Origin of the sequence: Leadbetterella byssophila DSM 17132, assembly GCF_000166395.1 — a bacterium.
Taxonomy (GTDB): Bacteria; Bacteroidota; Bacteroidia; order Cytophagales; family Spirosomataceae; genus Leadbetterella; species Leadbetterella byssophila.
This window is the reverse complement of record NC_014655.1, coordinates 1,590,052-1,606,654: the sequence shown is the minus strand read 5'-3', so window position 1 is coordinate 1,606,654 and position 16,603 is coordinate 1,590,052. Positions and strand designations below refer to the sequence as shown.

10 protein-coding genes and 1 riboswitch are annotated in these 16,603 nt (G+C 40.6%); of the genes, 4 read left to right on the top strand and 6 right to left on the bottom strand.

What is annotated here, in order from left to right:
- Window positions 1-19: 19 nt before the first annotated feature.
- Both LBYS_RS07695 and LBYS_RS07690 read right to left on the bottom strand, forming a co-directional pair.
- Entirely contained in the window at window positions 20-820 is an 801-nt protein-coding gene (locus tag LBYS_RS07695) for a GLPGLI family protein (protein ID WP_013408305.1), read from the bottom strand.
- 661 nt (window positions 821-1,481) lie between these two features.
- The gene (locus tag LBYS_RS07690; protein ID WP_013408304.1) at window positions 1,482-2,354 is read right to left on the bottom strand and encodes a carbon-nitrogen hydrolase; all 873 of its coding nucleotides are present in this window, start codon (window positions 2,352-2,354) and stop codon (window positions 1,482-1,484) included.
- 390 nt (window positions 2,355-2,744) lie between these two features.
- Here LBYS_RS07690 and gltB point away from each other — a divergent pair, with 390 nt between their 5' ends.
- Together gltB and LBYS_RS07680 are read left to right on the top strand one after the other, a co-directional pair.
- Window positions 2,745-7,259, top strand: coding sequence for a glutamate synthase large subunit (gltB, locus tag LBYS_RS07685; RefSeq protein ID WP_013408303.1), 4,515 nt, complete (start codon window positions 2,745-2,747; stop codon window positions 7,257-7,259).
- Window positions 7,259-8,773: a glutamate synthase subunit beta gene (locus LBYS_RS07680; RefSeq protein ID WP_041823504.1), complete on the top strand. Its 1,515-nt coding sequence runs from the start codon at window positions 7,259-7,261 to the stop codon at window positions 8,771-8,773. Before gltB ends, LBYS_RS07680 begins: the two co-directional genes overlap by 1 nt.
- A gap of 26 nt (window positions 8,774-8,799) precedes the next feature.
- Here LBYS_RS07680 and LBYS_RS07675 read toward each other — a convergent pair whose 3' ends face one another.
- The 3 genes from LBYS_RS07675 to LBYS_RS07665 all read right to left on the bottom strand — a co-directional run bounded on the left by LBYS_RS07675 (window position 8,800) and on the right by LBYS_RS07665 (window position 13,236).
- Window positions 8,800-9,858 carry a YncE family protein gene (locus LBYS_RS07675; RefSeq protein WP_013408301.1) on the bottom strand — a complete coding sequence of 353 codons (1,059 nt, stop codon included), beginning with the start codon at window positions 9,856-9,858 and terminating at the stop codon, window positions 8,800-8,802.
- 14 nt (window positions 9,859-9,872) lie between these two features.
- Window positions 9,873-11,750 carry a TonB-dependent receptor plug domain-containing protein gene (locus tag LBYS_RS07670; protein WP_013408300.1) on the bottom strand — a complete coding sequence of 626 codons (1,878 nt, stop codon included), beginning with the start codon at window positions 11,748-11,750 and terminating at the stop codon, window positions 9,873-9,875.
- A 40-nt stretch (window positions 11,751-11,790) separates the two neighbouring features.
- Window positions 11,791-11,989, bottom strand: a riboswitch (cobalamin riboswitch).
- 35 nt (window positions 11,990-12,024) lie between these two features.
- Window positions 12,025-13,236: a saccharopine dehydrogenase family protein gene (locus tag LBYS_RS07665; RefSeq protein ID WP_013408299.1), complete on the bottom strand. Its 1,212-nt coding sequence runs from the start codon at window positions 13,234-13,236 to the stop codon at window positions 12,025-12,027.
- Between the two features lie 175 nt (window positions 13,237-13,411).
- Between LBYS_RS07665 and LBYS_RS07660 the strand changes: the two genes are divergently transcribed.
- A complete protein-coding gene (locus tag LBYS_RS07660) occupies window positions 13,412-14,176 on the top strand; it encodes a hypothetical protein (protein ID WP_013408298.1) in 765 nt (254 codons plus the stop codon).
- Here LBYS_RS07660 and LBYS_RS07655 read toward each other — a convergent pair.
- The gene (locus LBYS_RS07655) at window positions 14,173-15,372 is read right to left on the bottom strand and encodes a PDZ domain-containing protein (RefSeq protein ID WP_013408297.1); all 1,200 of its coding nucleotides are present in this window, start codon (window positions 15,370-15,372) and stop codon (window positions 14,173-14,175) included. The genes LBYS_RS07660 and LBYS_RS07655 overlap by 4 nt on opposite strands.
- Window positions 15,373-15,556: 184 nt before the next feature.
- Between LBYS_RS07655 and rlmN the strand changes: the two genes are divergently transcribed.
- Window positions 15,557-16,600 (top strand): dual-specificity RNA methyltransferase RlmN, encoded by a 1,044-nt coding sequence (gene rlmN / locus LBYS_RS07650; protein ID WP_041824391.1) that lies wholly within the window; start codon window positions 15,557-15,559, stop codon window positions 16,598-16,600.
- Window positions 16,601-16,603 lie beyond the last annotated feature (3 nt).

The window sequence follows — 16,603 nt, the reverse complement described above, 5'->3', positions numbered from 1 at the left end:
TTAACGTTGTCCTGAAGTATTATTCTTTTTCAATATGATTTGCATTGGCTAATTCTAATTTAAGTTGACTTATAAAATCTGACGCGCTAATTGGCCTGCCGTCTACTGAAAGTCCGGATAAAGCGCCCATCTGGTTCAGCCTTTCCATATTTCTTACGGGCGCTAAATCTCTAAGCGACTGGTATTTATTTTTAGAAACTTTGGTAAAGGTGATTTCGGGAATGAGCTTATCCGTTTTTTTTATTTCACTCAACTCAAATATATGCTCGTTATCCAATGATTTAATTTTTACAATTAACCCGGGTAAACCATTAAATTTATAAGGGCCCGCGTTCAGGGGAATGTCCTGGGTAAACCAGGCTTCCCATTGTCTGCCTCCAAAGGCTATTTCCGCTTTTTGAATGGAAAGATTCAGGAATTTTTCTTTTTGGGGCAGAATAATCCACTGCGAAGCGCCCAGTACCTGTTCTTCAAATCCGACATATGTATTATCTAATTTATGAGTGAATGTGAGGACGCTGTCATTTTTAAGAATTTCATAATTGAAAACAGGCATCGGCAAAACGGATATTTCTTTGATTTTTTCCTGGGAACTGAATTGTTTATTTCCTGTAATTTCATTCCTTTTGATTAACCATTGATCTGCAAAATAAGTCAGGCTGTCATTTGCTCTTAAAACGGCCCATCCAGTCTTGGTGTTTTTTTTATCTATATGGGTTTGTGTTTCATACTTATATACAAATTCATAGTTAAAACTTTGGCTGAATGTAAGCGGAGAAAATAAAATCAGAAAGAGTAAGGTGTTTATGAATTTATTCATAATGGCAACATTTTGAATGGGTTATAAAAGAGGCGCGCCTGACTTATGCACCTCCTGTTTACTAATTCAGGGTTCTGAAGGCGGCGGCGGACATATTAGTAATGTTAGTGCAGCTATGTAGTCGGAAAGTTCTTGGGCGGTGTCGAAACATCCTGTGCTGTAGTAAGACCCCGTTCCGTTTCCACAGTTTATTACTCCTGAAGCGGAATAACATGTTTTATTAAATGGTGCTTGCGAAGTTAACGAATCATCTCATTCATTTGCAAATACTCCAAATGGCAGAACTAAAAGTGTTAGAATAAGTTTCTTCATTTTAACAAAAGTTTAATTCTGATAAATATCACTACAGAATTTTTTAAGTGGCTGTGTGAACAACTCCCACTACATGCATGTAGATTAAAATTCAAAAGAAAACCGGAGAAATGCAAGTCTTGAGTGATTTATTTCATCGCATTTTTATTTAACGGTACCTGCCTCGCAGATACGACACTTTTTTACTGTCATAAACGCTAAAACTAATTGAGGTTTTATCATAAAAGGATTGAAAGTGGTCGTGCGTGATTTGCAGGGTTTTCAAAACACCTTCACGACTGGCAATAGATGGAACCACAACAACCAGCTTTTTAGGTAGCTATAATCCCTTAAAAAATGCAAAAAGCTTCTAATCGCTGTCAATAAAGCGCTTCGTAATCGGCCCGTAGGAATCAATCCGCCGGTCACGCAGGTAGGGCCAGGTGGTACGATAATATTCCGTTTTATCCAGGTCTATTTCCTGTACGTGTACCTCTTCTTTATCGTGAGATGCCTTGAAGAGCAGTCGGCCATGAGGATTCGCGATAAATGAACCTCCCCAGAATTTCTGCTTCGCTTCTATACCAACACGGTTTACAGAAACTACATAAAGGCCATTAGCTACGGCATGAGAGCGCTGAATGGTTTCCCAGGCATCGTGTTGTTCCTGATTAATTACAGGATCCGGTTCTTCCATGTCCCAACCTATGGCTGTAGGGTAGAAGAGGATTTCAGCTCCCATCAGGGATGTGATTCTGGCTGCTTCAGGGTACCATTGATCCCAGCAGATTAACACACCAATCCTGGCAAATTTTGTCTCAAAGATCTTGTATCCCAAATCACCCGGAGTGAAATAGAACTTTTCATAGTATCCGGGATCATCCGGAATGTGCATCTTACGGTATTTGCCTAAGTATGTACCATCAGCATCAAGTACTGCAGTAGTATTATGGTATAATCCTTGAGCTCTTTTCTCAAACAGTGAGGCTATGATCACTACTCCTAACTCTTTAGCCAATGGCTGAAGTAGATCTGTTGTAGGACCAGGAATACTCTCACCCAGGTTAAAATTTGAATGGTCCTCAACATCACAAAAATACAGTGAGGTAAACAACTCTTGAAGGCAGATGATCTGCGCCCCTTTAGCAGCTGCTTCCTTAATACCTGCAATGGCTTTTTGCTTGTTGGCTTCAACATCTGCAGAGCAGCTCATTTGCACTAAACCTATATTTACCTTCTTCATTCTGTACCCAATAAAATTTGCTGCAAAGATACAAAAGGAATGCCTTGAATCTAAGAGCTTCTTTAATCAAGGCATTTCAGAGAAAAATCGCGCTAAATAATATTTAGTAAAAGTTAAAATATTGAAAGAAAAATTCAGAAAAAACCTTTTTGGGAGTATAAATATTTGGTTTTATGGTGAATTTTCTTCAGAGTCTTTATCCCTTTTTGTATAATTTTAATAGAAATTATAATTAAAAAAATAAATTATTGATTTTCAGTATAAAATATTGTTCTATTAAATACATTCAGAATAAAAGTCCGATAAATTGCACTGTTGGTGTATTTTGTATCTAAGAATCCTATTTTTTTAGTATAAAGTACTATTGTTAGATTTTAGCGGCAGTTTCAGATGAAAAAGGACACAAATTATGGAATGTATCTGCCTGATTTTGAGCATGATGCTTGTGGTATCGGGTTTAGGGCTCATTTGAAAGGGAGCAAGTCTCACCAAATCGTTGCAGACGCCATCACCATGTTAGAACGCATGGATCATAGAGGTGCCTGTGGCTGTGATCCCAATACGGGCGATGGGGCAGGGATTCTTTTGCAAATTCCTCATGAGTTTTTATATGATGAATGTCTGGAGTTAGGTTTCCGACTGCCTCGCTATGGTGAATACGCCGTAGGGATGATCTTTTTCCCTCAAGATGAAAAGAAGAGGAGAGAATGCAAAGAAATTATAGAAAGGAAGGCTAACAAGTTAGGTTTTGAGCTTTTAGGCTATAGAAAGGTACCAACCCGGAATGAAACCTTGGGTGAGGGGTCTCTTTCTGTGGAACCCTGGGTAGAGCAGTTGTTCTTAAAGTTAGACGGTGCGGACCATTTGACCTTTGAAAGGAAACTGTATGTTTTTCGTCAAATAACCACAAAACTAATCCGGGAATCTGTAGCTAGTGGAGAAGACCTTTTTTACTACAGTTCTCTTTCTACTCGTACTATATCTTATAAAGGTCAGCTGACTACTGACCAATTGAAATATTATTTCCCGGATATCACTCGTCCGGACGTCATTTCTGCTTTTGCCATAGTCCATTCCAGATTTTCTACTAATACTTTTCCTTCATGGAAACTGGCTCAACCTTTCCGTTACATAGCGCATAACGGGGAGATCAATACAGTTAAAGGTAATGTGAACTGGATTAAGGCGGGAGAAGCATCTTTTTATTCCGAGTTTTTTACCGAGAAAGAGATGCAAATGATCCTACCCATTTGCCATAGAGGAAATTCAGACTCCGCTCACTTAGATAATGCGATAGAACTGCTTCATTTATCAGGTAGGTCATTACCTCATGTAATGATGATGTTGATTCCTGAGGCATGGGAAGAGAATCCGGATATGGATCCTACTCGTAGGGCTTTCTATGAATTTCATTCTTCTATTATAGAACCGTGGGATGGACCTGCTTCCATCTCCTTTACAGATGGGAACATCGTAGGGGCCACTTTAGACCGCAACGGTCTAAGACCATCTCGGTACTGGGTACTAAAAGATGATACCGTGGTGATGGCCTCAGAAGCAGGAGTTCTGGATATAGATCCGGAACAAGTAGCCTATAAGGGTAGACTTCAGCCTGGTAAAATGTTTGTAGTGGACATGGAGAAAGGCAGAATCATACCGGATGAGGAACTAAAAGCAGAGATCTGTAGCAGACAGCCTTACCAGAAATGGCTGGATGAAAACAAGATCATGATTCAGGATCTACCTGAGTCTATTCGACCTTATACCAAGTACAGCGACGAGGGGCTGCTTAAGCGTCAAATTTCCGCAGGTATGACTTCAGAAGATCTGAGAATGATCTTAACCCCCATGTCTACCACTGGTGCTGAAGCCATGGGATCTATGGGTATAGACATTCCTCTAGCTGTACTATCTCAACAAAGTCAGCATATCAGTTCTTATTTCAAGCAACTGTTTGCTCAGGTGACTAACCCGCCTATTGATTCCATTCGTGAGCGGTCTATTATGTCTTTGATTTCCTTCGTGGGTGCCTCGGAAAACATTCTCTCTGAATCTCCAAGGCATTGCAGGCAGGTACAGTTGAATCAGCCCGTATTAACCATTAAGGAATTTGATAAACTGCGTTTTGTGGATTATGAAGGTTTCCAGGCAAAGACCATTAATTCCTATTTTAATGCAGATGCTCCTAACCCGGCACAAGCCTTAGAGTTTGCACTGGAAAGGATTTGTAGATATGCCGTTGATGCCATCTATGATGGTTTCGAAATCATTATACTATCTGATAGAGCCATAGATTCAGACCATGCCCCCATTCCTTCCTTGCTGGCCGTATCAGCAGTACACCATCATTTAATTAGGAAAGGATTAAGAGGGAAGATTGGCCTTTTGGTAGAGTCTTCAGATATATGGGAAACGCACCATTTTGCTACTTTGATAGGTTATGGTGCATCCGGAATTTGTCCATATATCGCCTTTGAGACCATTGCCAGCATGAATGCCAAAGGTATGATTCCAGGGGAACACACAGATGAAGATTTGTACAAGAACTATATCAAAGCTGTTAATAAAGAACTTCTGAAGATCTTCTCCAAAATGGGAATTTCTACTTTGGCTTCTTACAGAGGAGCTCAGATCTTTGAATGTATAGGACTGAAGAAAGACTTGGTAGATAAGTTCTTTACCGGTACGGTATCCAGGATCGGAGGATTAGGGATTGATGAAATAGCCAAAGAGATCTTGATTAGGCATAGCGTTGCCTTCCCGAAAATCCCTATTGATAGCGTGAAAAAGCTAGAGGTAGGAGGGGTGTATCAATGGAAGCACAGAGGAGAAAAGCATTTGTTTAATCCGGATACCATTCACTTGTTACAGCAGTCGGCTAGAGCCACTGACCCGCAAAGGGGTTATGAGATCTTCAAGAAATACAGCAAGATCATGAACGAGCAGGCGGACAAGACCATGAGTCTTAGAAGCTTGTTAAAGTTCACTAAAAGCACACCGATTTCCATAGATGAAGTTGAGCCTGTGGAGAATATTTTGAAGAGATTTGCTACAGGTGCTATGTCTTTTGGCTCCATATCTTGGGAAGCTCATACCACTTTGGCTATAGCCATGAATAGAATAGGTGGCATGAGTAATTCAGGAGAAGGCGGAGAAGATGAAGTGAGATATGAACTGTTGCCTAACGGTGACAGCATGAATTCTAAGGTAAAGCAGGTGGCTTCCGGTAGATTTGGGGTTACTTCCTATTACCTGAGTAATGCAGATGAGTTACAAATCAAACTTGCTCAAGGTGCAAAACCGGGAGAAGGTGGTCAGTTGCCTGGGCACAAAGTAGATGAATGGATAGGTAGGGTACGTCATAGTACACCGGGAGTAGGTTTAATCTCTCCTCCTCCTCACCATGATATTTATTCTATAGAGGACTTGGCTCAGTTGATCTTTGATTTGAAGAACGCTAACTCTAAGGCCCGGATATCAGTAAAGTTGGTTTCGGAAACGGGAGTTGGAACCGTAGCATCCGGTGTGGCGAAGGCCCACGCAGACGCTGTTCTGATCTCCGGTTATGATGGAGGTACGGGAGCCAGTCCGCTGTCTTCTATCAGACATGCGGGTTTACCTTGGGAACTAGGTTTGGCTGAGACGCATCAAACGTTGGTCAGGAATAAATTAAGAGGTAGGATAGCCATCCAAGTGGACGGGCAATTGAGAACCGGAAGAGATATCGTCATAGCAGCACTTCTTGGAGCAGAGGAATTTGGAGTAGCTACCGCGGCCCTGGTATCCGTAGGCTGTATCATGATGAGAAAATGCCACCTTAATACTTGTCCGGTGGGAATAGCCACTCAAAACAAGGAATTGAGAGCTCTGTTTTCAGGTCAACCGGAGCATGTAGTGAACATGTTCACTTATATGGCTATGGAAGTGAGAGAAATCATGGCAGAACTAGGCTTCAGGACACTGAATGAAATGGTAGGTCAAAGTCAATATTTGGTACCTAGGACGAAGATTGATCATTGGAAATTGAAACAGATAGATCTATCTAAGATCCTCTACAAAGAAGAGGCTGATGTAGCACTCTACAAACAGGAGGAGCAGGATCATGGCATAGAAAATGTTTTAGATAAACAGTTGATAGCTGACGCAAAGGTTGCTTTGACGGAAGGGAAACCTGTATATGGTGAATATGTGATCAACAACTTGAATCGATCCATAGGAGCCATGATTTCAAATGAAATTTCGAAGAAGTACAAAGGGGCAGGTTTGCCTGAGGGTACTGTTCATTATAAATTCAAAGGCACGGCAGGGCAGTCCTTCGGAGCCTTCTCTACAAAAGGATTAAGGTTTGAGTTAGAAGGAGATGCGAACGATTACTTTGGCAAGGGCTTATGTGGAGCAGAACTTATTGTTTATCCTTCACCTAAGGCTACTTTCAAGGCTCATGAAAACATGGCCGTAGGAAATGTTTCCTTCTATGGTGCTACTTCGGGAGAGGCATATATCAGAGGTATGGCCGGAGAGAGATTCTGCGTAAGAAATTCCGGTGCCCGTGTAGTGGTAGAAGGAATTGGAGACCACGGTTGCGAATATATGACAGGTGGAACTGTAGTCATCCTTGGAGAAACGGGAAGGAATTTCGCTGCAGGGATGAGTGGAGGTTTGGCCTTTGTATATGATCCCCATTCTAATTTCAATGGGAAATGCAATAAGGAGATGGTAGATCTGGATGAATTGACATCTGAGGATATTGCTACTTTAAAAGAGATGATCACTAAGCACTTTGAGAAGACGCAAAGTGAACTTGCGAAAGAGATTCTGGAGAATTGGTCAGAAGCTCTGGGGAATTTTGTGAAAGTGTTTCCAAGAGATTACAAGAAGATTTTAAGTAAAACCTTAGCAGCATGATGGGAAAGGCTAGTGGATTTTTAGAAATAGAAAGAAAAGCAGCTGCAAAGAGGAGTGTGGCTGCTAGAAAAAATGATTACAAAGAGGTAGAAGAACCTTATAATCCGGTCCAAACACAGGAGCAAGCAACAAGGTGTATGGACTGCGGGGTGCCTTTTTGCCATAATGGTTGTCCTTTAGGAAATAACATTCCTGAATTTAATGATGCCGTATACGAAAAGAACTGGAAGCTCGCCTTTGAAATACTGGATTCCACGAACAATTTTCCGGAGTTTACAGGCAGGATTTGTCCAGCACCCTGTGAGTCAGCCTGTGTATTAGGCATTAATAAGGATCCGGTAGCTATAGAGTATATAGAAAAGTCCATTGCTGAAAAGGCCTTTGAAGAAGGTTGGGTAAATACCAAAACTCCGAAGAAGAGAAAAGAGCAAAAAGTGGCCGTAGTAGGATCAGGCCCCGCGGGGCTTGCAGCTGCTGCCCAACTGAACAAAGCCGGTTATCAAGTAACCGTCTTTGAGAGGGCTGATCAAATCGGAGGATTGCTGCGTTACGGTATTCCTGATTTCAAATTAGAAAAATATGTGATTGACCGTAGAGTAACTCTTTTGGAAAAGGAAGGCGTAATCTTTCGAACAGGAGTGAATGTAGGGCAAGATATTTCCACACGTAAATTACAGGAAGACTTTGATGCCGTACTCCTAACTATAGGGTCTACTATTCCTAGGACTCTTGATGTGAAAGGAAAAGATTTGGACGGGGTTCATTTTGCTATGGATTATCTTACACAGCAGAATAAAAGAGTGGCTTTAGAGGAAGGTTATGAGGGTTTGGATTTAGGTAAGAATCACGCAGGAGAAAAATACATGAAAGATGATATTCGGGCTACAGGAAAGAGAGTGGTAGTAATAGGTGGTGGAGATACAGGTTCTGACTGTGTGGGCACTGCAAACCGACAAGGAGCGGTTCATGTTACCCAAATAGCATACGGTGTTCAACCTCCATTAGATAGAGACGCCAGTACCCCCTGGCCGCTTTATGAGCATAAATTGAGGACCTCCACTTCTCACGAAGAAGGATGTGAGCGTTTGTGGGGTGTAAATACCAAAGCTTTTATTGGAGATGAAGAAGGGAAACTCAAAGCAATTCAGCTTGTAAATGTTTCCTGGAAGTTTGAAAAGGGTAAGAGAACCTTGATTGAACATCCCGAAACAGAAAGGATAGTGGAGGCAGAATTAGCTTTATTAGCCATAGGATTTTCTCAACCGCAGGCTGAGGGACTGGTAGATGATCTTAATCTTAAATTAGATCCTAGGGGCAATATCATAACTGAGGAGTACAAAACATCCCAAAAAGGAGTATTTGCGGCAGGAGACTGTAAACGTGGACAATCTCTCGTAGTGTGGGCTATACATGAAGGGAGAGAAGCGGCAAGAGCCATAGATCTTTACTTGAGTGGACAAACCTTACTCGAAGCTAAAGAAATAGGTATGATTCACGCTGAATTCAAAGCATAAAAGAAGAGCCCCGCAAGGGGCTCTTACTATTTAAAGTAGAACTTGGATGGCCCTACTTCTACTTTGATAGAATCTATTAGGGTACCGTTCTCTTTATATCTTAATACATAGCCTGCCTGCTTAAAAGAAGGGACTATAGTACCGAAGATGGTGCCTTCATTGACATCTAAACCATAGAAAACTCTAGAGATCAAAGCTCGTTCTTGGTTGAATTTTGTATCTTGGATACTCATTTGATACACGTTTCCTCTTTCTATATATTGCTCATCATAATAAGATAAGCTATAAATCAAAGTGGTCTTGTCAGATGATAAATTGAATTTGCTTGGGGTAGCAGCTCCCGTTTCCACTTGAATGGTGCTTTCTATCTCTTTGGAAGTTGGGTTTAGTCTTCTTAAATCTCCATCGAAGTACCAAAGTTTCCCATTTGCATCCACCCCTATAAGCTCAGGATTTGGTGCAGTCTTTAGGGTACTGATAACCTCATCTGTAACCGCATTGATGATAGTGATTTGGGAATCATCAGAATAGACATTGCCTACAAATACTTCATTGCCTATCTTCACCATGCTTTCAGCTCCTTTTTGAACAGGAATTTTCTTTGTGATTCTTCCTGAATTTACATCTACGACTGCCACATATCCCGGATTAATGTAGGTATTAGGCCAGGAACCTGTAGCATCCCAAGCACTGATATACACTTTGTCTTCAGTAATTTTCAGTGCCTTTCGTGGATTTTCAATCTGACCTGCAGCTATGGTGCCAGTTGATTTGAAGGTTTTTGCGTCTACAAATTCGATAAGGTCTTGTCCGCCGGTTGAATTATCTACCAAAATTATTCCCTTATTACCGGCTTCTGTGTATCCCGTCACGGACCCGTTCAGAGATCTTTGGTTTTCTTTCTGGAAGATGTCATATTTAGCATCGTTTCCGCTGATGAAGGTAATGGTCCCGTTATTGTCCATGAAGTTTCCTTCATTTAAAACAATGAACCCATTTTCATAAGGTAGGTGGCTGTTGTCAGGTGAATCTTTTGATTCACAAGCTGTGAGGCAAAATAGTGCCCAAATCCAGGTTTTCTTCATTGTAATTCGTTTTTTTAAATATTTCCTATGGTAAGTTGCAAAGCCCAAGTCCTTAAAGGCATTGCATTTTGTTTTACATTGGGGTAAAGCGTATCCGTAAGGTTATTCGATTGCAGGGCCATTTGATAATAACATTTACGAATTTGACCAGAATAGCCAAGCCTGGCATTGAGTAAAAAGTATGGATCAAAGAATTTTCCTGAATGATCAAACGTGATATACCTTCTCGATTGATACTGCGGTTGGACATCCAGACTCCAGGATTTATACTTTGCCCAGAAGTTTCCTCCTAGGGAATGTCTGGGGATGTAAACCAATTGTTTGCCTATCAAATCCTTTGTATATGGGCCATATTCTTTTTGCTGAGAAGTATGGAGCCAAGAGTAGTGCATACGAACTTTGGATTGAAATTCCTTGTTATTATATATATAGGCCATTTCTATTTCCCAGCCCTTGGCAAGGACTTCCTGCAGATTTTCTACTCTATAATTTTTGGTAGGGTTCCAATAGGTCCAGTCCTTGATCCTATTATGGAAGTACGTTGCTCCTACTTCTATACTAAAAGGAGTTTTCCACTTAAGACCGGTTTCTTTATTCCAACCATTCTCAGGTTTGATGTCGGGATTTCCCAGTACGTCCCAATATCTTTCATTCAAGGTAGGAACTCTATAGGATCTGGCTATTGAGGTATTCCATAATAGACTATGATCTTTAGTTTTAAAGATATACAGTTCATTCCCTATCGAAGGAGTAAAGGGAGGGTTGTATCCGCTGACCAAAGCTTGTCTGAAATTCACTGTGGAGTTCCAAAAGGTGGTCCAATCCTGTCGGAATAGAGCATAGAAATCAGATCTCCATTCATTTTTATGTATACTTCCGTCTAGAACGGCATCGATATACGTAGCTTCCGCTCCAATTTTAAGGCTGGTCTTGTTAAAATTCAGATCTTGCTCCAGTCTAGTGATGAGTCGTTTAACTTTAGATTCACTGGGGATAGGACTTGGGCCTTTTCCGTATTGAGTGCGATCTGATATGTAAGCCATTCTGGCCAGCGTTTGTTTTCTATGATAGGATAATACCGTTCTCAAAGCCTTAGCTGCTGTAGTTTCGCGCAATTGGGCCACTTGGGGCTGGATAGTAAGATCATGATCATTGTACCAAAAGTTAAGGCTCCAGGAGTCTTTATTAGGCATCAGCAGGAATAGATCCTGAATCACCCCTCCCTGCAATGTTCTTATGGGCTCCACGTTCAGACTTTGATTTTCCCTCACTATAGGACCTTCACCAAGGTCATGATTCCATTTGTTCCAGTAGGGAGTAGTTTTTGAATAAAATTGCAAACCCTTCTTAGTGTGGAGATGATGTTTTAGGGTGAGATGGGCTTGTAGGTTATTGGTTGATTCTCCTCTTAAACCTAATTTTACTCGGGTGCCCGAACCTTGAAAATCCGGCAAAGATCTCAACATAATACTGCCACCTACGGCATCTGTGCCTACCGTACTGGAGCCGGAACCGAACTGCACACTTAGATCATCAAACCCTACCATGGGAATAGTAGAAAAGTCAGCTTGTCCTAAGGAGGGATAATTGATATTTATTCCATTCCAAAGCACGGCCGTGTGTGATGCGGAAGTACCCCTGAAGGATACCGAGGCCAGTTGGCCAGCACCATAATTCTTAACGATTATAGGCGTTTGAGAAAGTAGGAACTCGCCTAAATTTTGATGAGAGTTCTGGTGGAAGGTTACAGAATCTATGTAATGATTCTTTTGCCCAGACATGAATCTTTCCGGCCGAATTCCCTGAATGGAAACGGGTTCTAGTGTTTTTTCCTGGGCAAAAATAGTCCCAGATAGGATCATTAATAGTCCGAGCCAATGTGTTTTTGACATGAAAATGTATACTTATGGTAGGTCTATCCGCCGTAGACCTCGGCATTTGTGCATTAAGGCAGGTTTCCTGGCTTGCTCCCAAATTCTTCAAACCTTCCCATTCCTAAGGAACAGTGGTACTGTAGGAGGAAGAACGTAAAGGAGCTTACAGTTGCGGGGACAGCCCGTGGATTTCACACGATTCCCTATTATCCGGCAATTCTGGATTATTGCGCGGCACCCTAAAGCTGAGGACAAAGGTATAAAAAAAGCCGCACTAGGCGGCTATAAAATTTTAATATTCATGCGGGAGTTCCACATTGACCTTTTCATTCCATGGTAAACCATGCTTGTTTAAAAGGTCCATAAATGGATCCGGATTTAACTCTTCTACGTTAAATACGCCCGGTTTTAACCATTCTTCGTTAGTTAACATTAACATGGCTCCGATCATTGCAGGTACCCCTGTAGTATAGGAAACGGCTTGAGATTTTACTTCTTTATAGGCTTCTGCATGAGAGCAGTTGTTCCATACATAGTAAGTTTTTTCTTTTCCGTCTTTGATACCTTTGATTTGGCAACCAATGGAGGTTTCTCCGGTATAATTTTCACCCAATGAATCCGGAGCAGGTAGAACTGCCTTTAAGAATTCTAATGGAACGATATCTTGTCCTTGGAACTGGATAGGAACTATAGAAGTCATTCCTACATTTTGAAGCACTTGAAGGTGAGTGATGTATTGTTGACCGAAAGTCATCCAGAATCTGGCTCTCTTCAATGTAGGGAAGTTCTTAACTAAGGATTCTAACTCTTCATGGTAAAGAACGTAAGATTCCCTTGGTCCTATATTTGGATATTCTATGGGTTTGTGAATAGACATAGGTGGGATTTCAACCCATTCTCCATTTTCCCAATATCTACCCGGCTGAGTAATCTCACGAATATTGATCTCCGGGTTAAAATTAGTGGCAAATGCTTTACCGTGATCTCCAGCATTACAGTCCACGATATCCAGATAATGCATTTCATCAAAATGATGTTTAGCTGCATAAGCGGTGTACACTTGTGTAACACCCGGATCGAAACCACATCCTAGAAGTGCCATCAAACCGGCTTCTTTGAAACGGTCTTGATAGGCCCATTGCCAACTGTATTCGAATTTTGCTACATCTTTTGGCTCGTAGTTCGCAGTATCAAGATAATGAACACCGGTTTCAAGACAAGCATCCATAATGGTTAGATCCTGATAAGGAAGGGCTACGTTTATAACTAATTTTGGTCCAAAGGAACGGATCAAGTTTACCAATTCCGGAACATTATCCGCATCGACTTGTGCAGTAGCGATTTTTACACCATGCATCTCTTCGATATCCGCAGCAATTTTATCACATTTTGATTTTGTACGGGAGGCCAGCATGATTTCCGTAAAAACTGAGGAATTGATGGCGCACTTATGTGCTACCACGGTTCCTACTCCTCCTGCACCAATAATCAGTACTTTTGACATTGTTTTTAGTTTAAATGAAATGCAAAAATAAATATTTCGTTTGTTTATTGAGTATACTACTTTAAGTAAACTTATACCCACATAACTTGCAAAGGTACACATTCTAGAATTTATTTTCGAACGGAAATCCCTACGATATTATGGTTTGTGTACTTTTGTGCAATTTTACTTTAAAATGACTAAAAAAATCTTTGCTTTACTTCTGCTTTTACCCCTGGCAGTTGCAGGCCAATATAAAAATTCAATCCGCACAAACGTAGCGGGTGCCGCCATTCAAATCTATTCACTACAGTATGAAAGAACTTTAAGTCCGAGGTGGGGATTTAATAATACCATTTTTTATAGACCAAAATCAGATATTCCTTTTGGCGGATTTATTGATGAAATATCAAAGAAACATGGAGTAGGTCTTACGGGGATCAAATTTGACTACATCTTTATGAATGAAGCCCAGGTGGGTTTAAAAGGGTATTCACCTGAATTGAGATATTACATGGGGAAAAATAAGAAGGTCTTCTTGGGGGCTTTTGGGATCTATGAAGAATTTGACATGAAGGTGCCGGCTATGGTCCGTATCTTAAAAAACGGCCAATTTTTAGAGGTAAAGTTGCCGGTTGATTTCACATTTAATACCCTTTCTGGAGGCCTCTTAATAGGAAGAAGCTTTCAATGGAACAGATTTGGTTTAGATATAGTATTTGTGGGACCACATATCGGGAAAGCACAGGAGTTCTATGCAGAAGGAAATAACCCTAATCTTGTAGGTTTGAATGAGGAGGAAAGAGAGTATGTGAAAGGTGCCATCAAGCAGAGATTTGGACTTAGGGATAAGTATTTTTCTTTGGAAATGGAAAACGATAGAGCAGAAATCAAGTCTGTACGTTCCGTACCTTTTGTGGGACTTAGAGGCCTAGGATTTAACCTGTCCTATAGATTTTAAATGATCTTTCTTAAGACAAATTCAAAAGAAAGGAGAGCATGATTTCTCAAAACTACTATTTCTATCTTCTTACCTTCTTTTTTGGAGAACAGTCCATAAAGCTCATTGATGGTCATGAGGTTAGCTAGTTTGTTATTGATCACCATAATTTTATCACCTGGTAGTAGGCCCGCTTCTCCTGCCGGTGAATTCTGAATCACACTAAAGATCTCAAAGGTTCTGTAATCTTTCCCCGTAGCTCTGAGTTCTAATCCGCTCATGTCTGCCTCAAAGGGCTTTTTGATTTCTTTTTTTATAGGCTTTAATACCAACAGACCTTGCTGGTAATTTAGTCCCACTATGAACCTCTTAAGAATCTCGCCTCCAATACTTCCATGTCTTGTGGCTGTGGCATGGGTGATTTTGGAATCAAAAACCACGCTGTCCGGGAAAGTGGCTATTACATCTTTAAAATGGTAATTCCCTATTTGAAGAAGATCCATTCTTCCTAATTTTCCTTCGATATTGCCGTTTAAACCCCTTCCTAAGTGTCCATCTGTAAGTTTTTCCGGCACCAGATCCTCTGGAATGACTTCTCCGTTAAGAAGTAGGGAATGAGCACCTCCGGTGTCTACCACCAGATTGATATTTTCAATTTCTTTTCCATTGTTTTTCAATTTGGTGAGCTGGATATAAGGTTTTGTCCTATCCAAAAGTAGGGGTATAGCTGTACCTTTGTGCTTTTTATACTTGTATTTTGATGGTTCAATAAAGGTGAGCATAGATGTAGAATAGTCAATCTCTACATGGAAGCGTGAAAACAAATCAGATCCAATGATCCCATGAACGGGTATTCCTAAATATTCTGAAAGATTAAGGAAGTTTTCCTGTAGTAGTACGATGTTTTGGCTATAAGCTATAAGTCCACTGATCTTAATGGTGTGCCCTAGTGAGACGAATGCGGTGAAGGGAGGTGATTCTCCTATTCCGCTGATGATGATTTCTCTGCCTATCTTAGTATGTAGTCTAGTTCTTAATGCAGAATCTAGGATAATGATGCTTTGCACTCCGGAGTCTAAGATGAAATTAAGCGTATCAGATTGGTCAACCAGAGTTTTAACTACAATCAAGTTTGCTCTTAGTTCAAAAGGACAGGTGGTATACGTGACTTTTTTTCTAATAGGGTGGAATCCCAGGGGTTTTTCCTTTTGTGCCATCCCCTTTTCATTTGAGAGGAGGAGGCAGAAAAGGCTGCAAAGCAGAATTTTGCCAAATGCTTTCATGGGACGTATATAGGTATGGAAAAAGAAATTATAGTAAAAATACAAATTATCAGATATGTTAGTACTTAATTCTTATGTATCTGATGGATATGCAGGAATTTATTCAGAATTTTGTAGTATGGAACAAAAGAAGAAGGATCTACGCAAGGTAAAATGGGAAGACCTCCAGGCTTGGTTAAAGCAGGTGGGAGAACCCGCTTTCCGTGCTAAACAGATTCGCGAATGGTTGTGGCAAAAGAGTGCTTGGAGCATTCAGGATATGACTAACCTGTCCAAATCATTAAGAGAAAAGTTAGAAGCTGAGTTTGAAATTCGTCCGGTAACGGTACATACGGCTCAGTATTCTGCTGATGGGACTATAAAGTCAGGATTTAAACTGTACGATGGCCATTTGGTGGAAGGGGTATTGATTCCTACAGATACTAGAATGACTGCATGTATTTCTTCTCAGGTAGGTTGTTCATTGACATGTAAGTTTTGTGCTACCGGTTATATGAACAGAGAAAGAAACTTAGATGCAGCAGAAATATATGATCAAGTGATTCTCATAAAGAATCAGGCAGAGGAAAGATATAGTCAGCCTTTGACCAATATCGTTTATATGGGTATGGGTGAACCCTTGCTCAATTATGCGGCTGTTCTAGAATCTGTAGAAAGGATTACCTCTCCTGAAGGGTTGAATTGGTCTCCAAAAAGAATTACCGTTTCCACTGCGGGAATCGCAAAGATGATCAAGAAATTAGGTGATGATGGAGTGAAGTTCAATTTGGCACTGTCTTTACATGCCGCTAATGATGAAAAGAGGAATACCATCATGCCCATCAATGAATCTAATTCCTTGAAAAACCTTAGCGAAGCATTACAGTACTTTTATAAGAAGACAGGGAATAAAATAACTTTGGAATATATTGTATTTCATGGATTTAATGATAAAATTGCTGATGCAAAAGAGTTGTTGGAATTCGTGAAGCGCGTTCCTTCCAAAGTGAATATTATTGAATATAACCCTATTTCAGAAGCAAACTTTGTAAATGCAGATCCGGAAGCCATAGATAAATTTGCCAAATATTTAGAAGACAATCGTGTGACAGTCAATATCAGAAGGAGTAGAGGGAAGGATATTGATGCCGCTTGTGGGCAATTGGCCATAAAGGAAAATTAACAA